Here is a 24,450-nt window from a genome sequence, read left to right as displayed (position 1 = left end):
TAAAATCGTAATTAACCATGGATGGGTAAGCTTATGAGCATTAATGTGCTTAATCGGCGTGTACGCACACTCACGCTATTGACGATGGCAGTCTCTCTGGGACTGTTTGGCTGTTCGGATAACGACAATTTTAACGGCAATATAGACGACGGCACTGGTGATAGTACTTATGCGGCGGATATCCAGCGCACTGAGTTTGGTATCCCGCACATCACTGCTAAAAATTATAAAGGTCTGGGTTATGGCGTCGGGTATGCTTTTGCCGAAGACAATATCTGCTCCTTAGCACGTGAAATCGTAATCGCTAAGGGTGAGAGTATGCGCTATCTGGGTGCTGAGGGTAATGAGAATAGCGATGTTTTCTACACTTGGTATAACTCTCCTGAACGACGATCGGGTTTTCTAGGGGCTCAAGACCCTGAAGTGATTGATGCGGTCAAAGGCTATGCCGCTGGCTACAATCGCTATTTGCATGACAAAGGGGTCAAAAATATTGAAGACCCTGCCTGTGCAGGCGCTGAATGGGTTCGCGAAATCAATATTGACGATATGTTGGCTCTATATGGCAAAGCCAATTTACGCGGTGGACTCTCTAACTTCGTCAAACAAATCGCACAAGTAGCTCCTCCAGCGTCAGGTATCGTCATGGGAAGCTCTAGAATGAGTAGCCCTGAACCTATAGCAGAGTCGGATGAAAAATTCGATATGACAACTATCAACGTATTAGATGGCGGTAGTAATGCTTATGCCTTTGGTAGTAAGGTAACAGGTACTGATAGTGGCGTAATGTATGGAAATCCACATGAACCATGGGAAGGCGTTCAGCGTTTTTATGAATTTCATACAACAATACCAGGTAAGCTTGATGTGATGGGTTCCGCTCAGCAAGGTCAACCTTTTATCAACATCGGCTTTAATAAAGACGTGGCTTGGAGCCATACGGTATCGACTGCTAAGCGCTTTACCCTTTATCAGCTTAGTCTAGTCAACGGTAGTCCTTTTAAATACAATTATGTCAACAGCGACGGTAAGGTTGAACAACGTGATATTGAAACGGTTCCAGTCATTGTTAAGATGCCAAACAATCAAACAATAACTCGGAACATCTATGTTTCACATTATGGGCCAATACTCAATGCAAAACTGCTTGATCCTCGCTTACCAGCATGGGGTGATGCTAATAACGTTGTTTATACTATCCGTGATGCTGCCTCTGAGAACCCAAGAGCCCTCAATCAGTGGCGCAGTATGAATATGGCCACTAGCGTTGGAGATCTCGTCGATAGAATGCAAAAAATTCTAGGCCTAGGGTTTGTCAATACCATTGCTACTGACCGTAACGGTAAAGCGCTTTACGCCGATATCTCAACGGTACCTAATGTCACTAGAGAAAAGTTAGTAGCTTGTAGTGCTGACGCTGGAGCTGCTCTTCCTCTTTTGATTGCCGCAGACTTACCTGCACTTAATGGTAGTACGGCTGCCTGTGAGTGGGATACGGACGCCGATTCTCCTCAAGCGGGTATCTTTGGCGGCTCAAAATTACCGTTTTTAATTCGTGATGATTATGTCCTAAATTCAAACGATAGTTATTGGCTCAGTAATGCAGAACAACCATTAACTGGATTCTCCCCATTATTAAGACGTGATTTGTTACCGCTTTCTGAAGACGCGGCACCGCTATCTTTACGTACCAGAATGGCATTTACCCAAGTATTAGATAGACTGAGCAATAAAGATGGACTTGGTGGCCATAATTTTGATTTAGATAAGCTACAACAAGTCGTCTATGGCAACCGCAGTTATGCCGCCGAATTAGTTCTCGATGATGTCTTAGCCGATTGTAATGCCAACCCTATGCTACCTCTGACAGGTGGCGCAACTATCGAAGCCAAACAAGCCTGTAGCATCTTGAATAATTGGGACCGTCGCAACAACATCGACAGCCGAGGCGCGCATGTGTTTAGAGAGTTTTGGAACAAGGCGGGTTTTAGTGAATATACAAATGATTCATTTAAAGTCCCTTTTAACGAAGCCGACCCCATCAATACACCGCGCGAGCTAAAAATCACTGCCCAGACTCGCCAAGCTTTAGGCGATGCGATTGCCTACTTCCAAAATAAAGGCATTGCACTTGATGCAAGCTTAGGTGAGCTGCAATATGTGCTAGATGCTGGCAAGAACAACCAGCACATTCCTATGCATGGTGGTTATGGTAGCGAAGGTATCTTTAACGTTGCCCGAGGTGCAGGAGTTAATGAGGCTGGTAATTATATTATTAATAATGGCCCAACCTATATGCAGTCAGTGACCTTTGATAGTAAAGGTCCTGTCGTAGAAGCGCTGCTTGCCTACTCACAAGCAGGAGATACAACGCGCCCTTATCATCGTGATCAGACGCGCCGTTATTCAGATAAAAAGTGGATTCGTCTGCCATTTAGTAAGAGCGAAATATCCAAACAAGCGGTTGGTGAAGTGATCAAATTGAGAGAATAGTTCTAGCTAAATTATTGATTATGATAAAAAAAGACTTTAGGGTAATCCTGAAGTCTTTTTTTATTGCAGATAGCAATACAACTTTATGGGTATATACGAAAACTTACCGTCCATGCCACTATAACTATTGATTTGTTATACTACTTATTACTTAAGTGGCGATTTATACAGTTAAACCGAGGAATCTCGCATGTCAGAACCAGCCGAAATCAATAGCGACCAAAAATCTTTCGCTCATGCCGACGAGCAGCCTACTACTGCACGTCCTGTGGTTGAGATGCCCAATCCCTATGCCAGTACTCGTGGCAGCATTACCAGTAAGCAGCTGCCGGCATTCGATGAAGAGATTATCAATAAATACAATCGATCTGGGCCGCGTTATACCTCCTACCCGACCGCGTTAGAATTTTCACCGATGCCTGAGGGGCTGGAGACTAAGATTCTGCAAGAGCGCGAAGCCGATGCGCCCTTATCGCTGTATTTCCATATTCCGTTTTGTCGTCACCTTTGCTATTACTGTGCTTGTAATAAAATTATCACCAAAAAGAACAGCGATGCTGGAGATTATTTAGAATATTTAATGGCGGAAATCAAGCACAAACGTAGCCTATTAAAAACGCCAGCCGATCGTAAAAACCCCCTGGTTAAGCAGCTGCATTTTGGTGGTGGTACGCCAACCTTTTTACAAGATAATGAGTTGATAAAACTTTGGGAGTTTTTGCAGACCCAGTTTGAATTTTTGCCAGAAGACCAAGGCGATTACTCTATTGAAATCGATCCGCGTGAGCTTGGCGACGAGACACTAACGGTACTGCGTAACCTTGGTTTTAACCGCGTCAGTCTAGGCGTACAAGACTTAGACGAAAAAGTACAAATCGCCGTCAACCGTATCAACTCTGCTGAACTGATTGAAAATGTGCTTGCTGAAGCGCGTAGATTGGGCTTCCATTCTACCAACGTCGATTTGATTTACGGCTTACCGCATCAAACGCCAACGACTCTAGACAAGACCGTACGCCGTGTTATCGAGATGTCACCCGATCGTTTATCGGTATTCAATTACGCTCATTTACCTGAGCGCTTTAAATCGCAACGCCAAATTAAAGAGGAAGATTTACCGACGCCAGCTGCCAAGCTTACCATGCTCGGTAATACCATCAATACCTTGAGCGAAGCCGGTTATCAATATATCGGTATCGACCATTTTGCCAAACCTGACGATGAGCTTGCTATCGCCCAGCGCGAAGGCAAATTACATCGTAATTTTCAGGGTTATACCATCATGGGCGATTGCGATTTGTTGGGCTTTGGCGTGTCGTCAATCAGCCAAATCTCTAACGCCAATAGCAGCTATATTTTGCAAAACCATACGGATTTGCAGGTATATAAAGAAAATATCGATGCCGCACGTGATAATCCAGCGATAATGCCAGCGGTCAATGTGATTAAAACCTCGATTAAAGATCGTCTGCGAGAATACGTGATTATGAATTTACTTTGTCACGACTATATCGATTTTAGAGACGTTAATCAGAAATTCGGTATCGATGCCATTACTTACTTTATCGATGAAATTCAGCAATTGGGCGCGATGCAAGAGGACCGCTTGATTGATATGGATGCAGCTGGTATTCGCGTCCTGCCAAAAGGTCGTCTATTAGGGCGTAATGTCGCTATGGTGTTCGATGAATACCTTGAGAAAAAACATAAAAATCGTTTTTCAAAAGTTATCTAAGCTTTATAAGCTTCTTTCGAGTAAATAATAAAAAATACCTCACTTTTATGAGGTGTTTTTTTTGGTGACGATAAGTAAGGTTTTTAGGATAAATCAATCTACTCTAACGGCATAACAATATATAAACGATTGGCATCTTCAATGGTTTTTTGTTTATCGAGATACTTTTGCTCGACGCTGCTTTTTGGATTGATTATATCAGTATCTGTCATCGCAAAATCATCATCATTTAACAATCCCAGCGACCCATCTTGACGTAACCATAAGCCTTCAAGCTTATCATGCGGGTACTCTAAACTCGCCAGCACATCGACGACCAAGGTCTTTTTAACAGGCGTAATGTTTATATTTTCAAGGATTTGCCAGTTTTCTTCGTCTTCTGCAATCAGCTGCTCAAGCGTTTGCCCATTCACTGTCAAACCAAGTCTATCATTCTGTTTAACACTTTTATCATTTGCAATGGTTGCAATATCTGTTGCTTGCGCGATATTAATTTTATAAATGAGTTTTTGTGCTGACTTATCTTGGAGCGGGAATTTGCGATCATGCTCAATCAAATAAAACTCATGGTCATTAAGCGCCACAATACCAGAGGTCACATGCGCTGCGTTATCCAATCGATATAAATACTGCGCTATTTGTCCTGAAACTAAGTTAATCGTTACCATACGTACTAAAGAAGACAGTCGCCCTGACTTATCGGGATTGTCCATAGAGGACTCCATGATACCGACCAGCGTCGTTTGGTCAGGCGTAATGGTTAACGCTTCCATGCCACGATTGGCACGACGTTTGCTAAATTCCGTCGGTAACAAGATCGGCTTACCTTCAACCATCACATTATTACGCTCATCATTGGCAAACGCATTGATACGCGCAATCTCTACGCCATTGGCATCGTAATGCACAAGGTGCGGACCGTACTCATCGCTGACCCAAAAGCTGCCACCTTGCAGCGCTGCGAGCCCTTCAGGGTCTAAACCATTGATATCAGTTTTGATCGGATTGCTCACTGTATCAAAAGGCAATTGTGGATTGACTGTCATCGGCTGACCATGGACATCGTAAGGTACTTCATTGGTACCGCCAAAAGCCTTGGGGTTTGGTAGTCCTGAGATAGGATTGCCATTTTTATCTTTTAGAATTATTTCTTTTACTTTGATAATTTTGCCATCAGCTTGCAATTCAAACAACCCAATAGACGGCGTATAGTTTGGCACAAGAAACTGCTTACCTTTACCAGCAATTCCGTCAAAGTCGGCATTAGGCCCACGGTCGGTCAAGGCATAAAACTGCTTAGCGTTGGTTGGATGCGCCGCTGCATCTGAGCCGTAGCCGCCGCCTCGAATCTCTAATTTCTGCTCAGGATAAGCGGCATTGATATGCGTCGCATCAAGCACGCTATAAGGCAACGGACTACCTTGCACAAATTCATTTATAGTAATAATTCCAGTATTGATATCTTGCTTGGTCATTATTATTCTCCTTGAATTATTATTGTTATTAAAAATAGAGTAATGCACGCTAAAAAGTTGATTAGCTGTCAATTAAAAGTTAAAAAAATAGTCAGCACGTAAAACGCTCACTGACTATTTTTCTAACAAATTTAAATACGCCTAAAGCATACTTAGTTAAACCTTAAGCTTATCACCTACCATGCCTTTTATGGTACTTAGAATGTCAGCAGGCAATACCACCATTTTTGCGTTATCAGATTCGGCTAACTGACGAATCGATTTGATATATTGCTCGCCAAGCAAATAGACAATCGGCATTTCTTCGTCGCCCATTGCAGCAGTAATCAGACGAATAGATTCTTCTGAGCCTTTCGCCAATACCACTTGCGCTTCAGCATCTCGGCGTGACGCTTCTAGGCGACCATCTGCCTCTAAGATAGCCGCTTGCTTTTGCCCGTCAGCACGGGTGACGGTAGCACGGCGTAAACGCTCTGCCGCCGCCTGCTCTTCCATCGAGGCTTGCATGGTTTGCGAGGGATTGATATCTTGGATTTCTACCGTCTTTAAGGTAATACCCCAATCGGCAATATCCTCTGAGATGGCATACTTGAGCTTGGTTTTGATTTCATCACGGCTTGACAAGGCGCTATCTAAATCCATCTCACCAATGATTGAACGCAAAGACGTCTGCACTAGATTTCGAATACCGTATTCATAATCTTCGATGCCATAAACCGCTTTATCAGGACGCACGATATTAATATAAGCAACGGCGTTAGCGATAATGACCACGTTGTCTCGGGTAATGACTTCTTGTGAGGGAATATCAAGGACGATATCTTTGGTCGTCACTTTATAAGCCACATCGTCGACATAAGGAATGATTAAATTTAATCCCGGCTCTAGGGTTTGGCTATATTTACCGAGTCTCTGCACCACCCATTTATACCCTTGAGGAACAATGCGCACGCCTTTGAACACCGTAAACACGACCAATGCAATCAAAACGATCATGACAATACTAAAACTTTCCATGTTGCACCTCTATTATTATGCCTAACTATTTTTATTAATAACTGCTTGCGCTTGCATACTACTGACAATCAGCTCATTACCTACGATATCCGTCACTATCACGCGATCGCCGACGGCGACTTGCTCACCGCTCGTACGGCACATCCACTCAGCAGCCCCGACGATAGGTACACTAAAGCGTACAACGCCTGCGCGCTCTAACTGCGGCGCGACGATAATCATCCCAGTTTCACCGATGATGACACTACCGCCCAACCCCGCTTTGGTGCGATCGACAGATAATGGTTTGATAAATTTAAACCAAGCCAATAAAAAGATAGCCGAGAGCACCAACCAAATAATGATTTGCATCGATACAGAAATGGGTAGCAACCACGCAAGAGCAGCCACGATGATAGCCGCTCCGCCAAACCACAGGCTGGCAAACGTCGGTACAAACATCTCAATGATTAGCAATACAAAGCCTAATACCAGCCAGTGCCACGGTTCAAGCATCCAAAGCATCTCCATAATTGCTCATTCCCTATCTTTATCATTCTAGCTTTCAATGTAGCACATTTTGTTATCAAACAGCGCCTTAAAAGTTATAGGCATAAAAAAACGACCACCTAAGTGATCGTTTTTTATTTTGCTTATCATCTAACTCTTTCATTAATATAGAACTTAATGTTCAGTTAATTAGAATTTAAGATGAGCGCCGATAGTCATAAGATCCGCATCGCTACCTAGTTTGTCATATTCTGCTTCAACGCTGAAGTCAGGATTGACTGAGTAACCAAGACCAACACCGCCTGCTAGGCTTGTATCTTTATCTGTACCGTTATATAAACCTAAAGTTGTACCAGAGGCTTCTACTTCAGTTCTGGCAACCCCTAATTTACCTTTAGCGTATAGTCCAGTATTTGGGAATGCATAACGGTAAGTACCGTAAGCGCCGTAAGTTTTGGCATCGATATCGCCGCCACGATAATCAGCATCATCTGAACCTACATATTCAGCTTCAATACCGAAGTTAGGATCAAAGTTATAGCCACCGTATACGCCATAAGCAGTTGGATCATCAGCACCATCTACGTCTAGGTCAAACTGACCGACTTTTACACCAACGTATGGCTGGCCAGTATAACCATTGCCGTATGCTACGGCTGCTTGTGCACCTACGCTTAGTAAAGAACCTGCAGCTAGGGCTAGTAAAGTTTTTTGTAGAGTTTTCATGTGTAGCTCCTTAAAATCAATTTGGACAAACAAGTTATTTATTTATGTGGGCTTTTTAGCCATATCGCCTTGTTTGCTAACGATGTATACATAGTAACAAACCATGTCAAAAACTCTGTCAGTGTTTAATGGTAAGAAAGTTAACTTTTGCAAGTGTTTGTCGGCCCTTGGGTTACAAAGGGCTAGATATGAAATCTTTTGTTACAATCACCTAGTTTGAGTAATATTCCCTACTCATTAACAGCGACTGAGAGTCAACATTAAAAAGGCGCATCCCGAAAGATACGCCTTTTATTATGAAATCAACGTCGATTTAAGCTTTAATTAAGCTTATTTTTTATCTTCGTCAACTTCAGTAAACTCAGCATCAACGACATCGTCATCCGCTTGGTTGTTGTTACCAGCATTTTCAGCGCCTTGTTGGAACTGGCTTGGATCCATACCTTCTGGACCAGCACCGCTGTCAGCATAAATCTTCTGACTGATTGGTAAGAAAGCATTGTCTAGCGCTTCAAGTTTGGCTTTGATATCATCATAATCATCTTCTTTAGCAGCCGCTTCAAGCTCAGAGATGGCAGTTTCTACTGTTGATTTTTCATCTTCAGTGACTTTATCGCCAGCTTCTTTTAGCGCTTTTTGTACCGCATGAATACGACCATCTGCTTCGTTACGTACCTGCGCAAGGTTAGCAAATTTCTCATCTTCAGCAGCGTTGGCTTCAGCATCACGCACCATTTGTTCGACTTCTTCATCCGACAAACCAGAATCCGCTTTAATCTGGATACTTTGCGCTTTACCAGTACCTTTATCTTTCGCTGAGATGTTCATGATACCGTCAGCGTTAATGTCAAAGGTAACTTCGATTTGCGGCAAACCACGTGGCGCTGGTGGAATATCCGTCAAGTCAAAACGACCAAGCTGTTTGTTTTGGTTAGCGATTTTACGCTCACCTTGATACACCTGAATCGTTACGGCTGGCTGGTTGTCTTCCGCCGTTGAGAAAACTTGTGATTTCTTAGTTGGAATCATGGTGTTTTTCTCAATGATTGGCGTCATGACACCGCCCATGGTTTCGATACCGAGCGTCAATGGTGTTACGTCAAGCAATAGGACGTCAGTTTTGTCACCAGACAATACCGCACCTTGTATCGCAGCACCAGCGGCAACCGCTTCGTCAGGGTTCACATCTTTACGTGGCTCTTGGCCGAAGAATTCTTGTACTTTTTGCTGCACTAATGGCATACGAGTCTGACCACCAACTAAGATGACGTCATCAACATCGCCAACTTTTAGACCAGCATCTTCAAGGGCAGTTTTACAAGGACCCATCGTGCGTTGTACTAAATCTTCCGTTAAGCTCTCAAGTTTTGAGCGGCTGATAGTGACAACCAAATGCTTAGGACCACTGCTATCGGCAGTGATATATGGTAGGTTGACTTCAGTACTTTGGGCACTTGATAGCTCGATTTTTGCTTTTTCAGCGGCTTCTTTTAAACGCTGCATCGCCAGCGAGTCACCTTTTAGGTTGACGTCTTGATCTTTTTTGAACTCATCAACCAGATAATCAATCAACGCTGAGTCAAAGTCTTCACCGCCAAGGAAGGTATCACCATTGGTCGCTAATACTTCAAACTGCTGCTCGCCATCAACGTCAGCGATTTCGATGATTGATACGTCAAAAGTACCACCACCCAAGTCATAAACGGCAACGGTGCTATCGCCTTGCTTCTTATCCATACCGTAAGCAAGTGCGGCAGCGGTTGGCTCGTTAATAATGCGTTTTACATCAAGACCAGCGATTTTACCCGCATCTTTGGTTGCTTGACGCTGTGAGTCATTAAAGTACGCAGGTACTGTTACAACAGCTTCGGTGACGCTTTCACCAAGATAGTCTTCCGCTGTTTTTTTCATTTTTTTCAAGATTTCAGCAGAAACCTGTGGTGGCGCTAATTTTTTACCGTTAATTTCAACCCATGCATCACCGTTATCGGCTTTAGCGATTTTATAAGGCACCATACCGATGTCTTTTTGTACCACTTTGTCATCAAAACGACGACCAATCAGACGTTTAATGGCAAATAAAGTGTTGTTTGGGTTGGTCACCGCTTGACGCTTTGCTGACTGACCGACCAAGATTTCGTCATCTTTGTAAGCGACAATCGATGGTGTGGTACGTGTACCTTCAGCATTTTCGATGATTTTAACTTTATCACCTTCCATCACTGCGACACATGAGTTCGTTGTACCCAAGTCAATACCAATTACTTTACCCATAATTAATTGCTCCTAATTTATTTTTTAAATAAGCTATTTATCTCATCAGACCTAATCTAGCAGATACTAGACGGTCACTTGTTGTTCTATATAGGTTTGGCGCTGTATTATTTCAAGTCATTTAACCGGCAAAAAATGTCTTTTATGTGATTTTTTGTGTAAACCCTTATTAATAGTAAGGTTTAGCGTGGTTAAAGACTTATTATTTAAAATATTAATTTTAAATGGTTAAGCTGGCAGAACCTATTGTCCAACACGAACCATTGCGGGGCGCAGCAAACGACCGTTCAGACTATAGCCCTTTTGCAGTACTGTACCCACAGTATCGGCTTCAGCTTCTGGATCAATACCAACTGCTTCATGCAAATCAGCGTTAAATTTCTCGCCTTGTGGCTCAACCACTTCTACGCCGTTTTTGTTTAAGACATCTAATAATGCTTTATGCGTCAATCTGACGCCTTCGATAACAGGATCATCTGCTTGAGCATTTTCGATAGCGCGCTCTAAATTATCGACCACTTCTAATAGCTCTTTGGCAAATTTTTGCAGGGCAAATTTTTTGCTCTTATCGGCTTCTTGCTCCATGCGTTTTTGCGCATTGTAAGCTTCAGCATTGGCGCGCGCTGTCCCTTCTTTCGCTTGCTTGACCTCGCCTTCTAACTCGGCGATACGGGCTTTAAAAGTATCTAAATCGATATCGTTTTCGATAGTGCTTTCTTCCCCTGAGTTTTGCTGTGGATTAAACTCTTCTAGCGTTTCTTTTAAGATACTATCATCGTGCTCGACATTGTCATGCGAAACGTTGTCGTGTGGCACGTTTTGATCAATATTTTCGTGATTATTATTCTGCTCGTTCATGATGGCTCCTTTATATAATTATGAATAAGGCTATTAACTGAATAATGATGGATTAGAAAACAACACCATAAATTGGCCAGACAATGAAATAATCGACCATTAGCCAAACCGTGATTTTATAAATCACCTATGGTTAGCAATAACTTTTAACTACCTTCTGATAGCTGATTAATAAAGGTGATGAGGGTAAATTTCAAGCCTACTGTGTAGAATTTTTATCGCTGGTTATGAATACTACCTTAATCCATGATAACGATATGGTGATGCTTGAGATGATTACCTACTTTAAAACAACCTTATTCCCTTTACGCTTATTGTCAATAAGTAATTCATTTCACTAACAAAACCTACAAAAAAACGTCAGTTAAGCCAGATAAATTACTATTAGCCTGCACACTCTTACCAAAGAATACTCAACTTTATTTTCGCCTATCTTATGATATTTACAAATATAATTTATCATTTATGGGAGGTGTTATGCCTTATTCAGCGACATTATCAGTCAACACCTTACTTAATAAAGCAGTAAGGACACTAAACCTTACGTCTTTAGGTCAAGAAAAACGTCAGCATTCATCTGTTAACTCATCAAACAACCCTTCAGAGAATGTTGAAAATGAGCCGTTGCCCATCAATACTTTGCAAATAAGCACTGACGATAGGCAATCCTGCATTGACAGCGAGCACCTATCCATTAGAGATAAAGTACTGCATCACAATTTGCTGACGACTTATCAGCCACATTTGCTGCACTATGCAATGAAAAGTATCGGTCTCTTGCCAGAAACAGTATTAGACAGCTTGGTTGATTATCTAGATGGACCTACGGCTAAGCAGTATGAACACGTTGATGCGCATTTGCGTTTGATTCTGGCGGTAAATAGCAAGCTTAAAACCCCTTTACAGCTCTCAGAGATGGGCGAGCTGCGTAAACGCTTTGCCACTGACGCCGTTGCTATGCAAACGCCAAGAGTTTGGCAGCAGGCAAGCTCATCCTTATTCGACATGATAAAACCTTTTACTAAGAAAAATGAACCTAGCGTCAATTGGGAAGATAAGACGATTGCCAACGCTGATGATGGCGATATGCTGGTTCGTTGTTATCAAAAGCAAGTAAACGCAGCAGGCTTTAGTTTTAAAAAGAAAGCCAAACGCAATCCTGATGAAACCGTCATGCTATTTTTCCATGGCGGTGGCTTTTGTATTGGCGACATCAACACCCATCACGAGTTTTGTCATGCTGTCTGTGAGCGAACAGGATGGCCAGTGGTCAGTGTCGATTATCGCCTAGCGCCTGAACATCCTGCGCCTACGGGGTTAAGAGATTGTATTGCCGCTTATGCTTGGTTAGCTGATAATTGCCAATCATTCGGGGCACTAGCGTCACGTATTGTTTTGGCAGGAGATAGTGCAGGCGGCGGCTTATCAACCATGATTGCGCAACAAGTCATCACGCCGTCTGCAAAAGCATGGCAAGACTTAGGGATTGATGGGCAAAAAACGTTTGAGATATTACAGCGCCTGCCGCAGCCACTGGCACAAATGCCTTTATACCCTGTGACAGATATCGAAAATGATTATCCAAGCTGGGAGCTATACGGCGAAGGGTTATTGCTCGATCACGCCGATGTGGCGGTTTTTGATGCGGCTTGTTTAGAAAATAGTCCGCTGCCACGTCAACATATCTTGACGTCGCCTATGCTCGGTGACAATCGACAAATTTGCCCGACCTATGTCGTTGCAGCAGAATTGGACGTTTTACGTGATGAGGCGTTTGCGTATGCCAAGCAGTTAGAAGATTATGGTAGAGCTGTCCAAACTTATACGGTCTACGGTGCGCCGCATGGCTTTATTCATTTTATGAGCGTGCACCAAGGACTTGAGCAGGAAACCAATCATATTATCCATGGCTTTGCTGGTTTTGTACGTGACATTATAAGTACACAAAATTTATTAGCAGCCTAAGAAATAGAATAGCCGTTATCACTAAAAAGTGAGGTTGGCGTTTAATGGGCAATTAAGGACTTATGACAACTAAATCGTCAAGGACATTAATATGATAAAGATAGTTTTTATGAATTGGGCTGACCGTTTAACGTAATGAGCCAAACTTCAGAACGTGAGCCTAAACGAAAAGGTATGCCCCAAAACCCATAACCTGACGATACCACAAAGTGACCTTTACCGACTTTTTCGTAGCCGTAGCCCAAGCGATTAATCGCCTTTACAATAAAATTAGCTGGAAATATCTGCCCATTATGGGTGTGTCCTGAAACCTGTAAATCAATCGGCAACTGGCTATGCGCCATAATATCGCTCGGTCGGTGGTCTAACAAAATCACTGGCTCAGTAGTATTCACTTGTTCGAGCAATTCGGTCGTCGCTACCCTCTGCCGTTTATGATTATCAAAACGTCCAATGAGCCAAACCGGCTGACCTTGATGCGACAGACAAATCGCTTCATCGTTGAGCAACTGCACGCCAGCAGCTTGTAAAGCTTCACTAATTGGCTGCTCGTGACCGTACAAATCGTGATTACCTAACGTCGCATAGACACCGTAGCGCAGACTACTTACCAGCTTTGCCAAATCTTCTGCCATATTATAGGCCGCAAACGCCTTGGTATTGTCATCCATAATATCGCCTGGCATCAACAATATGTCTGCTTGATAGCTCTGCACAATGTCATTGAGCCGTTCGATAGATTTATTGCCAAATAAACGGCCCAAATGCAAATCACTGGCTACTGCAATACGCAGCGAGTAATTTAGCGGCTTATTAATCTTGACAGACAGCTCGCGCACCGCCGGCACGTAAGCGTTATACAGCGTATAGCTAAATAGGCCTATAAAGAAAACTAGGGCAAAAATGCGTAAGCCAATACTAATTACGCCTGTATCATAAAAAGTAGGAATACCCAAAGCATGTAAAAGCCAAAAACCACCATATAATACACTGCTCAATAGCGCCGTTAGTAGCATAAAGTGCATCACCATCATCCAAGCGCTTATCCAGCGATAGCTATTGGCAAATGATTTTGTGACGCTAAGCAGCAAAAAAACATTGGTAATCGCAAAGACAGCAAGCCAAGTCACCTGTATTAATAAAGGCGTGCTCCAAGGCTGTAGCCACCATTCTAGACTGCACGCTGCGCCAAAACTAAACAGCTGCAGCAGGACAATAATAGTGATAATAAATGCGTAACGCATGAAAATTCCTAGCGAGATAATATTTTGATAAAGCGTTTGCTGGGTTGTGGCAGTATTTATAAATTAGCGGATTATAGCGACTGCTTTTTCAATACTTGTGAGCGCTGGGATGACTACTATTGCGCCGACTGCAAGGTAATCATCCATATCTCAGAGCGCGTGCCAAGCCTAAAGGGTACTGCGCCAATACCATAGCCAGAAGTCACCAAAAACTGCGTGCCCTCACTGTACTTTGCCCCATAAACCAGCGGCGTAAACCACTTTAGTAATATCGTTAAAGGAAATATCTGCCCGCCATGCGTATGCCCTGACAGGTGCAAATCGATCGGCAAACCTTTTATTTGCTCCAAGTCAGCAGGGCTGTGCTCTAAAAATATTACTGGTTTATCCGCCCTCACTTCACTAAGCAAATCTGTCGCAGCCGGACGTGCGGGATCTGTCTCATCTGAACGCCCTATCAGCAACACTGAATCGTCTAACCAAACGCTTTTATTGTCAATTACCTGTATCCCCACGCGTTCAACGGCCTTGGCAATTGCCACTTCGTTACCAGAATAATCGTGATTTCCCAAAGTGGCATAAACACCGAGCGGCGCTGTCAATTTTGATAAGTGCGCATGCATATTGGTTTTATCATAAGCGTCGGTCGAATCATTCATGACGTCGCCTGCGATGACCACGACATCAGGATTTTGGGCATCAATCAGCTTGACCAGCTTATCAATCTGCCGATTGCCAAACCATCTACCCAAATGCGTATCAGACACCAGAGCAATTTGCAGTGGCCGCTTAATTGCCTTATCCGTCGTGACGTTTAGACGATGGACGACAGGTGAATAGGCATTAAATACCGCCAAACCTACAATGCCAATATAAATTGCCACTGCGAGAATGCGTATAAGTTTTGGCCGGAGTTTTTGTTTAAGAATATAAACATAGACCAAGGCAATAACCGCAGTTATTAATGCGGCATAAAACATAAAGCCTTGTAAAATGCCGACAACCAGATAGACATGAAAGCGCTCGCGCCAAAATTCACTCAAGCCGTAGAGCAGAAAAACATTGTTGATAATAAAAATACTTAAAAACAAACCGGCTTTAGCTAAGCGCTGTTTTGGTTGAAAGAACCAGTAAAATATCACGCTACTCATCAGGGCGAGCAGCTGGGTAAGAATGATAAAAGGCCACATGATAAAATTGAATCAGACAAAGACGGGCTTATAGTACGCCAATATTCTTACCTGTTGTAGACAGCATGATGGTTTATTGAAACTTTATAGAACTAGAAATATAAAGCACTTAGTAATTTAACGTTATTTTTAAATCAATGCTTCAAAAACGTTGTTTTAAACCCATTGTTTCACATGAAACATATCTCTAAAAACTCACCCTTGCTGCTCCAGTGCATACTCTAAAGCTGTGTGTTCAAATTCAAAGCCTGCGTCCAGTAGCGCTTGTGGCAGCACCTTTTGCCCATCAATCAACAAGGTCGACATCTCACCAAACATCAGCTTTAATAAAAATGCTGGTAAAGTAAAAAATGTCGGACGATGTAGCCATGTGCCAAGCGTCTTAGTAAAAGTATGACTGGCCACAGGATTGGGCGCGGTCAAGTTATAAACCAGCGCTGGCGTAGCGTTTGCTGTTGTTAGAGTATTATCAATACTATTCACTTGCTGTCTCTGACTACTAAGATGCTCCTCAATGATAAATATCACCGCTCTTACCCAATCGGTACGACTGATCCAACTCATAATTTGCTTACCGTCACCCAATTGACCACCGACACCGATTTTAAACGGCGTTAATAATTTACTGACCATACCGCCCTTAGGATGGATAACCACGCCAGTGCGTACGATAGCCACAGGGACACCGTGATCGGTAGCCTTTAGCGCCAACTGTTCCCAGTCGTCACAGAGTTTATGCGAAAAATCAGCGTTAAAACCACTGCTTTCTGTCAAAGACTTATCACCTTGAGGACCATACCAGCCAATCGCTGAACCGCTAACCAGTAGCTTAGGTTTGCTATTACTACGCGCAATAAAATCCAGTAGCGCCTCAGTAGGTTTGATACGGCTGGCAAGCAATTGCTTTTTACGCGCGTCACTCCAGCGTTTATCAGCAATCCCTGCGCCTGCTAGATTCAAAATAACATCAAAGCTTTTATATGATTTCACCAGCTCATCATAGGTCATCATTTTAATATCATTAGGATGCGCCTGCTTACTATCGCGCGTCAGCCACGTAACCTGCACTTTTTTATCATCTTTTTGATAGCGCTTAATGATTGCTTCACTAAACGCGCTACCTAAGAATCCCGAGCCGCCACTGATTAGAATATCCATGTCCTACTCCCTGTATGTATTATTTTCGTTGCTATTATTTAGTAAAACTTAATGTATTACTACCACCATCTACTTTTTTAGCGCTGATATCAAAATAACTCTTACATGCTTTTGGTAAAGCTATGCAGCCAAAAACACCAACGTTACCCATAAAAGCCAATAACACACCAACTTCTATCCATGAATTGATGCCTAAATATAAGCCGATTGTACCCATATAAATAGCTGAGGTTATAAATCCCACTAAAAACGTTGTGCGTATACTTTTATCATCCTCGCCCCATAGCTTTTGGCTAGCGATGATAATTCCCGTTAATAACGCAGGGATAAAACCTAATAAGCCGACGTATAACAGTGGCTGAGAACCGATTTGGGCAAAAGTGGCCTCTCGAAAGATAAACAATAAAGCCAGCTCTGCAATCACTCCACCAACCACACTCCTAAGTGCTGCAAACAAAATCATGATGGTTAAATAAGGGTAGGTATCCAAATTATTATTCATTATATTTCTCCTATTTATATCAGTCATTGAGTATAAATAGGAGGCTCGCTAAGCCAGTGAAGTTACTATGGAGATTAGTGGGTATTTATTTAAAAATGTAGTTTTAATTTATGGCCTTGGTAAGGTAAATAATCCTGTTAGATATCCGCTCGCGCTTCCAATCAAGACACTAAAGATACAAACAGCAATTGAAAAATTGATATCGCTAAAAACTATAAATAGCAAAGCACAAATAGCCGTCGATATTGCACTGATGATAGCGGAATGTGATAAACCTTTATGGTTACGGTATAGCTTAAAATGCGCAACTAAACAACCAGTCAATGTTGCAGGAATTAGACCTACAATAAAACCAAAAAATGCAAAGCCAGGTATTGCTAATACAGCTATCACTATTGAACGCACTATATTCTGCAAAACAGCATTTTGTAAGACAGCCTCTAAAACTCCGAGCATAGCTACTATCAATCCTATTAAGCCGCCACCGATAGCTCCACCGAAGAATAAATATGCTCCTATAACACTTGATTTTGAATAGTTTTCACTACTTTCATTAGCGTCTAAACTCATAACGATACCCTTAGAAAAGCCAACTTATCCGATAATTACCCTAAGCAAAACGCTTACGAATAGGACAGTCACTATCATTATTACTTTGGTATTTTGCTTTTATTTTATGCCAGTGATGATTAATAAAATCTACGACGTTAGCCATCGTTGGCAATACGCGCGCTTCGGTTAGATGAGGTACTTCTGCATCTAAACGCTTGGCGAGCTGTGGTAAATGATTAGACGGCACAGCAGGAAATAAATGATGCTCGACGTGATAAAGTAGATTAAAGGTCAGAAAATTGACCAATAGATTACGCTCGGTGCGAGCAACCGTCTCATCACAATCATGGTGCACGCCCCACACCGCAATAATACCGACGCTGGCATTGGCCAACATCATGGTCAGTATGTGATACATCAATACTTGCGCTGACATTGCAATGGCAGGGACAGCGATAGGAAATACACTCAGCACGAGCGCAGTCACGATAACCGAAGCAATCAAACCAAACTCTAAATACGTAATGTGCCGATTACGACGACTGCTCAGACGTAAGCCTTGGCGATAGATGTCTAGCCGATACGTGACACCACCTAACATCGCTTGCCACCATGACATTTTTGCCAGACTGCCTTCAATATCACTGTCGCCCAAAGGGTTACGATGATGCTCCATATGAGTGGCGCGGATGCTGTGCAAACTGGTCATTAAGACCACGCTAAGCAATAACAATATAGCGGTGGTCGTGCGTTTGCCTGTACCCAAACTATGATGATAACCATCGTGAGCTTGACGGAACGCCGCCGCAAAAAACAAATAAGACGCGCCGCACGCTAAGACATACCATGATTGGCTGGCAAACCACCATGACAGTAATAAAAATGGATAAGGCAAAATAACGTTATAAGCAATTTGACCTCGAGTTAACGAACGCAAATCTTGCCACTGCACTGTGTTGATAGCATTTTTAATCGCTGTATTTTTATTAACCTGTGCATTATTCGTTTTCATATGACACATCCATTTATTGTTAATATGAAATGAGCTAGTGATAATAGTTAATGAGAATAGCTAGTTAGAAACATTACATTAATTTCTGTCTAAACAGAAATAATGAGGTAAATTTTTTACTTTAAATAATACTCCTTACTCCTAGCGTAAGACCTTTTTAATACTAGCGCCCAATTTCAATATCTTTTTAAGCGCACTCGTCGGCAATCTAAGCATCTCTGAAGACCAAGTGGTTACGGTATCAACAAATTCTTGGGTTTCACGGATACGAGCTTTTACCTCACTATTCTCATGTTCAAATTCAGGGCTGTCCATCAGCTGTTGTAAAAACTGTACCGTTGGTTCCAATTCGCGTTTTTGACGTTCAACGACGATGATACGTGCCAGCTCCCAAACGTCGGTATTGGTAGTGAAATGATCACGACGATCCCCTAATATCGAGACCTTTTGTACTAGACCCCAGTGCTGTAGCTCTTTGATACTGTTTGAGACGTTAGAGCGTGCGACGCCAAGTGTGTCTGTAATTTCTTCAGCATTAAGCGGTTTACCGATGATAAATAACAACGCGTGTATCTGTGACATGGTGCGATTAACGCCCCACTGCGAGCCCATTTCGCCCCAATGTAAGATAAATTTTTCGGTCACAGGATTTAGTTTCATAATGACTATCTACTCACTATCTTAAATGATTTGGTTATCTTAATAACTCATACTGCTCTATTCTTTAATTTCTGTCAACAGTGAAATTGAAGAATATGAGTTTGCTACTCAGTTAGTTATTTTATTTTAACGAATGATTAAGCCTGTCGTTGCATCACGAATTTGACTGGGCAAGGTATAGCCTAATGTCTCAGCCTGCAAATATTTAATACGCTCACCAAAATAATCATAGGCTTCAGAAAAATTCATGGCAGGCGGCTCACCTGATGGGTTACAGCTGGTGGAAACCAGCAGCCCAAATGGGTTATGAGCACTAACCAATTGTTCGCATAGCTGAGCGATAACAGGATGAGCAATGACTCTCACTGCTACTGTCTGGTGTTGCCCTGTTATCCAAGAAGGAAGGGTATTAGCAAGCGGCTGCGGAATAGGCAGTAGCCAGGTATGCGCTTGCTTACCTTGAAAATTATCATCAGCATTATCTGTCTGCCAGCTCTCGATGATTTGTTGGCGCTGACTTCCATCTAAAGCGTCTAGTAAGGGCGTTAAACGTTCCGCACTATCCGTAATGACAATCATACCTTTGGCTTGTGGTCGCTGCTTGATGGTCAAAATATGCTGTACGGCAGCTTTATCATAAGCATCACAGCCGATACCCCAAACGCTTTCGGTTGGATAAGCAAGCAGCTGACCTTGTTGTAGCCAATGCGCAGCTTCGATGACAGAATCGGTGATAAGAGCTTTAGATGTAGACATAGCGGAATAAGAAAAAAAGTATGAAGGGGTATAATACAACTTAAACGATGGGTAAAACAGCAGGTTTAAAGATTTCTTAAAATCGCGTTTTGATTAAAAATAAAACTACACGCGCAAATAACGCCCACCTTGTACACTGATAACGCCTAATAACTCCAGCTCCATAAGTTGCCCAATCAATTGCGCGGCCGACATATCAGTAGTATTTAACAACGCATCTAAATCCTGCCCATGCCAATCAAGTTGCTCATAAATGAGCGCTAAATGCTCAGGAATAACACTAGTATGGGAAGAAGGTTTGAGATTAGATTGTGGCGATTGATTAATACTTTTGGTAGAGAGTTTCTCTGTATTTAGAGAATTGGAACCTTGGCTAAGAGTTGCCCGCTCAATACTAGACTCTGCATTAGATGACGGCTGATAGGTATGCGCTCTATAGTCCAACTGATTATTAATATCTTCAAGGACGTGCTGCGGATGATAAATCAACGTTGCGCCTTCACGTATTAAATGATGGCAGCCTTCGGCATTGCTATTATCAATATGACTTGGAATGGCAAAAACTTGTTTACCTTGCTCGGAGGTTAGGCGCGCAGTAATCAGTGAGCCGCTTTGAATGGTCGCTTCAGTGACAATGGTCGCGAGGCTAAGTCCTGCAACTAGACGATTACGGCGCGGAAAAGTGTGTTTGTGCGGCTGTGTGTGCGGTAGTAGCTCACTAATAATGCAGCCGCCTTGGTCAATAATCTGACCAAATAATTTATCATGATGATTGGGGTAATTGACATCAATCCCCGTCCCCATCACGCCAATCGTACGGCCTTGATATTCGGTATCAGACTGAGCTAAAGCACCTAAATGGGCACGCTTATCGACACCCAGCGCTAGACCGCTAGTGATAATATAACCAGCTTGCGCTAAGTATTGTGCCATATCAAAGGTGATTTTTTGCGCGTGGGCGGTGGGTTTGCGACTACCAACGATGGCAATTTGCGCTTGCTGCAAACGCGCTTTATCACCACGGTAAAATAACAATGGTGGTGGGTCGTATATTTCTAGCAGCTGCGCTGGATAGTCAGGCTGGTCAGCAAATAAAAGACCGTATTTTCCGTCTAACAATGCTTGCTGGATTTTATCGATAGTAGTGAGCGTTTGTTCTGGCTGCTCATGACGCTTAAGATGGGTACTATGAATGCCCAATTGACGCCATGCCTCTACTTTAGCATTCCAAGCAAACCCTGCCGTGCCAAAGTTAGAGATGAGTTTATGATATGCTGATAATGACGCATTCACTTCAGTCCACAGCGCTAAAACGGCACGCTGCTCGGCGGATAAAAGAGAAGTGACTGCGGTCATAATCATCTAGCTCATTTAGTTTAAGTTAAACTTTTAGCTCAAAGAATAAGCATTATACTTATTAGAGATATCGAACTTATTGTAGATACGGCGGTGGTAACAGCTGATCACCGACATTGAGCGGTAGCTCAGAATCAAGCACATACGCATAGCTGATATTATCAAAGGTATTAAACACCATTACCATACCAGTAGGCTCGCTTGGTAAACGGACTGGCGTGTCATTATCCTTGATATCGCGTATGACCGCGCCTTTTTGAAAAACGGTCAATACATCACCAGGTTTGGCACCGTGTGCGCTGCCCAAATTGATCGCAACGACGCTGCCCTTAGCCGCTGAGCTAATAGAATCCATCACGCGGACGATCATACCGCCGCGATTAACGGTTGCTGGCGTTGGATAAAATACTGGCGGTATTGAATTATTTAGCTCCACAAAAACGCGGTCGCCTTCACGGACTTCTTTGCCATAGCTGTCGATAAGCTGCAAGCTGGTCACGCCATTGGTTTCGGTAGACGTCACCAGACCAGTAGCGACTTGCGTGACTTCTAAACCAATAATTTTTTGTGTTTTAGGCTCGACATACTTTTCGCCTTCACGGTAAATACCGTAACGTTGGCCAACGATAAGTGGTACGCCTTTGGCATAGACTTTATCGCCACTAGCGGTAATTAAATTGCCTTTTTTTGAGGCTAAAATGTATGGGGTGGTATTAAAATCTGCTGGATTAACAATGATGGTCTTGTCGAGCCAATGCTGAATAGCAGACCACGGAATAGAGGGAATACTATTAGCAGTAGAGGTCACCGTGACTGAGCTGGCAACCACATTACCAGTCAATTGTTTTTCAACTCCTGCGCAACCTTCGCCGGTATCGACCCCGACCAAGGTTTTACCTTGAATCACGCATAGAATAAGAACGTCGTTAGGATAAATAAGGTTGGGGTTTTTGATTTGCTTATTGGTCGCCCAAATCTCTTTCCAGCGCCAAGGACTATCGAGATAACGCCCTGAGATATCCCATAAGGTATCGCCTTTTTTGACAATATAGCGATTGGGCGCATCAGCCTTAATAGTAGGCGGTGGATTATTAGCGTGGGCAGTGGTCAGCAGCATTGCACCACTAAATGTCGTCAGTAATAGTGCTTTTGCTATCTTCTTTAAGCTCATCTTCATTTTTATATCCACAATATGTAGCGCTATTAGCGTCGAATCTGGTCTACTTAAGTCTATTACTTAGGTTCAAAATTCCATTCTAGTCATTAAGTAACGATTAGAAAATAAAAGTATAAAAGGCTTAAGTATCACCATCATAAAGCCTCTAGAGCAGCTGTTCAGTGTTGTCGACTGATATGATTGACGGGTTTGATTGCTAAAAAAGCGCCGAGCATAATGATGACTCGCCGACGCTGTTTCTAATATTACAATTATATCTACCATAACACAATCATAAACACTTTATTACAATAGCGTAACCTTTAATTGGATATTAATTTCAATGAATACTTTATATAAATAAGCTGCCTAGGCAAGATTTGGCGTCACGTGCTGACGGATTTGCTCAGCGACCAGCTCAGCTTTGTTATCCAGTACCACTACGTGCTGCGGTAAATCTTCTAACCCTTCAGTATGCGCTGGACGAGCGATATCTATCTGACCGATAGCCTCAACGATAGTATCTGCAAATTTAACGGGTAATGCTGTCTCTGCACAAACAATAATTTCACCATCTAACTGTAGCTCTTTAGCGACTTTAATGCCGTCTGCAGTATGTGGATCAACCAATTCACCATGCTGATCATAAAGCGCTTTGATAGTCTGCAAGCGGTCGCTATGAGTAGATTTACCAGCAGCAAAACCATAGCGGTTATTAACTGCTTCCATCAAGTCAGACAAGTCAAAGCCTCGACCTGATTTTACGCCGTCAAATAACTCATGAACGCGCGCGCTGTCTTTTTCTAATAATAGATAAACAAAACGCTCAAAGTTAGAGGCTTTTGAAATATCCATAGACGGACTAGAGGTAACATAAGTTTTTTCGGTCGGACGTGGTTGATAAGCACCTTGGTTAAAGAAATCATTCAACACGTCATTTTCATTAGTTGCAACAATCAGACGGTCAATTGGCAGTCCCATTTCGCGAGCGATGTGACCGGCACAAATATTACCGAAGTTACCTGATGGTACGCTAAAGCTGACTTTTTCATCGTTGCTCGTCGTAACGGCAAAATAGGCTTTAAAGTAATAAACGATTTGCGCAAGGATACGACCCCAGTTGATAGAGTTGACTGTACCGAGGTTATAAGCCGCTTTAAATTCGGCATCTTGTTGCAGCGCTTTGACAATATCTTGGCAATCATCAAACATACCGTCGATGGCGATATTATGGATATTATCATCGGTCAGACTATACATTTGCGCACGCTGGAATTCGCTCATTTTGCCGTGCGGTGACAGCATAAAGACTTCGATATTTTCTTTACCACGTAGGGCATATTCTGCTGCACTGCCGGTGTCACCGCTGGTTGCACCAATGATGGTAATACGCGCGTCTTTTCTTTTCAGTACGTATTCAAAGGCATTGCCCAAGAACTGCATGGCAACGTCTTTAAATGCCAATGTTGGACCGTTTGATAGTCCTAAAATATATAAATTATCTTCAAGCTTACGGACAGGAACAATCTCATCAGAACCAAATACCTCGGAGGTATAAGTACGCTCGATGATATCTTGCAAATCAGCGGCAGGAATATCAGTGGCAAAGCGCTGCATAATCGCCATGGCAAGCTGTGGATAGCTGAGCGTGCGCCACTCATCAAGAGTCCTGCTATCAATGTTTGGATAGTGCTCAGGCAGCATTAAACCGCCATCTGGCGCAAGACCCATCAATAGCACATCACTAAAATCCATCGGCGCTGTCTGACCACGGGTACTGATATATTTCATTAGATTGTCCTGTCTATAATGAGGTTATTCAATATTTAAAA

20 protein-coding genes are annotated in these 24,450 nt (G+C 42.7%); 3 read left to right on the top strand and 17 right to left on the bottom strand.

Translation table 11 applies throughout. The features are described 5' to 3' along the window. The first annotated feature begins 33 nt into the window (after positions 1 to 33). Positions 34 to 2,493, top strand: coding sequence for a penicillin acylase family protein (locus tag IQ457_RS12725; protein WP_200663734.1), 2,460 nt, complete (start codon positions 34 to 36; stop codon positions 2,491 to 2,493). 190 nt (positions 2,494 to 2,683) lie between these two features. Then, positions 2,684 to 4,228, top strand: coding sequence for an oxygen-independent coproporphyrinogen III oxidase (gene hemN, locus IQ457_RS12720; RefSeq protein ID WP_200663732.1), 1,545 nt, complete (start codon positions 2,684 to 2,686; stop codon positions 4,226 to 4,228). A 98-nt stretch (positions 4,229 to 4,326) separates the two neighbouring features. Here the strand turns inward: hemN and IQ457_RS12715 are convergent, their stop codons facing one another. The 6 genes from IQ457_RS12715 to grpE all read right to left on the bottom strand — a co-directional run bounded on the left by IQ457_RS12715 (position 4,327) and on the right by grpE (position 11,067). Further along, entirely contained in the window at positions 4,327 to 5,703 is a 1,377-nt protein-coding gene (locus tag IQ457_RS12715) for an esterase-like activity of phytase family protein (protein ID WP_200663730.1), read from the bottom strand. A gap of 156 nt (positions 5,704 to 5,859) precedes the next feature. Then, positions 5,860 to 6,720: an SPFH domain-containing protein gene (locus IQ457_RS12710; protein ID WP_068405008.1), complete on the bottom strand. Its 861-nt coding sequence runs from the start codon at positions 6,718 to 6,720 to the stop codon at positions 5,860 to 5,862. Between the two features lie 21 nt (positions 6,721 to 6,741). Then, complete coding sequence (locus IQ457_RS12705) at positions 6,742 to 7,230, bottom strand: NfeD family protein (protein WP_227514939.1); 489 nt, start codon at positions 7,228 to 7,230, stop codon at positions 6,742 to 6,744. A 168-nt stretch (positions 7,231 to 7,398) separates the two neighbouring features. Continuing rightward, positions 7,399 to 7,935 (bottom strand): porin family protein, encoded by a 537-nt coding sequence (locus IQ457_RS12700; protein ID WP_068405010.1) that lies wholly within the window; start codon positions 7,933 to 7,935, stop codon positions 7,399 to 7,401. A 330-nt stretch (positions 7,936 to 8,265) separates the two neighbouring features. Beyond that, the gene (gene dnaK, locus IQ457_RS12695) at positions 8,266 to 10,209 is read right to left on the bottom strand and encodes a molecular chaperone DnaK (protein ID WP_068405012.1); all 1,944 of its coding nucleotides are present in this window, start codon (positions 10,207 to 10,209) and stop codon (positions 8,266 to 8,268) included. A gap of 243 nt (positions 10,210 to 10,452) precedes the next feature. Then, complete coding sequence (grpE, locus tag IQ457_RS12690; protein WP_068405014.1) at positions 10,453 to 11,067, bottom strand: nucleotide exchange factor GrpE; 615 nt, start codon at positions 11,065 to 11,067, stop codon at positions 10,453 to 10,455. 477 nt (positions 11,068 to 11,544) lie between these two features. Here grpE and IQ457_RS12685 point away from each other — a divergent pair, with 477 nt between their 5' ends. Further along, positions 11,545 to 13,032 (top strand): alpha/beta hydrolase, encoded by a 1,488-nt coding sequence (locus IQ457_RS12685; protein WP_068405016.1) that lies wholly within the window; start codon positions 11,545 to 11,547, stop codon positions 13,030 to 13,032. A gap of 107 nt (positions 13,033 to 13,139) precedes the next feature. Here the strand turns inward: IQ457_RS12685 and IQ457_RS12680 are convergent, their stop codons facing one another. The 11 genes from IQ457_RS12680 to thrC all read right to left on the bottom strand — a co-directional run bounded on the left by IQ457_RS12680 (position 13,140) and on the right by thrC (position 24,409). After that, the gene (locus IQ457_RS12680; RefSeq protein ID WP_068405018.1) at positions 13,140 to 14,276 is read right to left on the bottom strand and encodes a metallophosphoesterase; all 1,137 of its coding nucleotides are present in this window, start codon (positions 14,274 to 14,276) and stop codon (positions 13,140 to 13,142) included. Positions 14,277 to 14,392: 116 nt separating this feature from the next. Continuing rightward, positions 14,393 to 15,466: a metallophosphoesterase gene (locus IQ457_RS12675; protein ID WP_200663728.1), complete on the bottom strand. Its 1,074-nt coding sequence runs from the start codon at positions 15,464 to 15,466 to the stop codon at positions 14,393 to 14,395. A 195-nt stretch (positions 15,467 to 15,661) separates the two neighbouring features. Further along, positions 15,662 to 16,624, bottom strand: a complete 963-nt coding sequence (locus IQ457_RS12670; protein ID WP_200663727.1) for a TIGR01777 family oxidoreductase — start codon at positions 16,622 to 16,624, stop codon at positions 15,662 to 15,664. 34 nt (positions 16,625 to 16,658) lie between these two features. Then, the gene (locus IQ457_RS12665; RefSeq protein ID WP_200663725.1) at positions 16,659 to 17,126 is read right to left on the bottom strand and encodes a hypothetical protein; all 468 of its coding nucleotides are present in this window, start codon (positions 17,124 to 17,126) and stop codon (positions 16,659 to 16,661) included. Positions 17,127 to 17,234: 108 nt separating this feature from the next. Then, positions 17,235 to 17,696, bottom strand: a complete 462-nt coding sequence (locus IQ457_RS12660) for a hypothetical protein (protein ID WP_200663723.1) — start codon at positions 17,694 to 17,696, stop codon at positions 17,235 to 17,237. A 40-nt stretch (positions 17,697 to 17,736) separates the two neighbouring features. Further along, positions 17,737 to 18,690, bottom strand: coding sequence for a fatty acid desaturase family protein (locus IQ457_RS12655; RefSeq protein ID WP_200663721.1), 954 nt, complete (start codon positions 18,688 to 18,690; stop codon positions 17,737 to 17,739). 141 nt (positions 18,691 to 18,831) lie between these two features. Further along, a complete protein-coding gene (locus IQ457_RS12650; protein WP_191690835.1) occupies positions 18,832 to 19,350 on the bottom strand; it encodes a GbsR/MarR family transcriptional regulator in 519 nt (172 codons plus the stop codon). A 126-nt stretch (positions 19,351 to 19,476) separates the two neighbouring features. After that, entirely contained in the window at positions 19,477 to 20,106 is a 630-nt protein-coding gene (locus IQ457_RS12645; protein ID WP_200663719.1) for an L-threonylcarbamoyladenylate synthase, read from the bottom strand. Between the two features lie 105 nt (positions 20,107 to 20,211). Continuing rightward, on the bottom strand, positions 20,212 to 21,462 hold the full coding sequence (dprA, locus tag IQ457_RS12640; protein ID WP_200663753.1) for a DNA-processing protein DprA: 1,251 nt from the start codon (positions 21,460 to 21,462) through the stop codon (positions 20,212 to 20,214). Positions 21,463 to 21,538: 76 nt separating this feature from the next. Next, positions 21,539 to 22,639 carry a LysM peptidoglycan-binding domain-containing protein gene (locus IQ457_RS12635; RefSeq protein WP_200663717.1) on the bottom strand — a complete coding sequence of 367 codons (1,101 nt, stop codon included), beginning with the start codon at positions 22,637 to 22,639 and terminating at the stop codon, positions 21,539 to 21,541. Positions 22,640 to 22,987: 348 nt separating this feature from the next. After that, a complete protein-coding gene (gene thrC / locus IQ457_RS12630) occupies positions 22,988 to 24,409 on the bottom strand; it encodes a threonine synthase (RefSeq protein WP_200663715.1) in 1,422 nt (473 codons plus the stop codon). Positions 24,410 to 24,450: the final 41 nt, after the last annotated feature.

The organism is Psychrobacter sp. M9-54-1, assembly GCF_016613355.1.
In the GTDB taxonomy this organism is placed as follows: domain Bacteria; phylum Pseudomonadota; class Gammaproteobacteria; order Pseudomonadales; family Moraxellaceae; genus Psychrobacter; species Psychrobacter faecalis.
The sequence above is the reverse complement of the archived record's forward strand: the minus strand, read 5'-3'. Positions and strand labels throughout refer to the sequence as shown.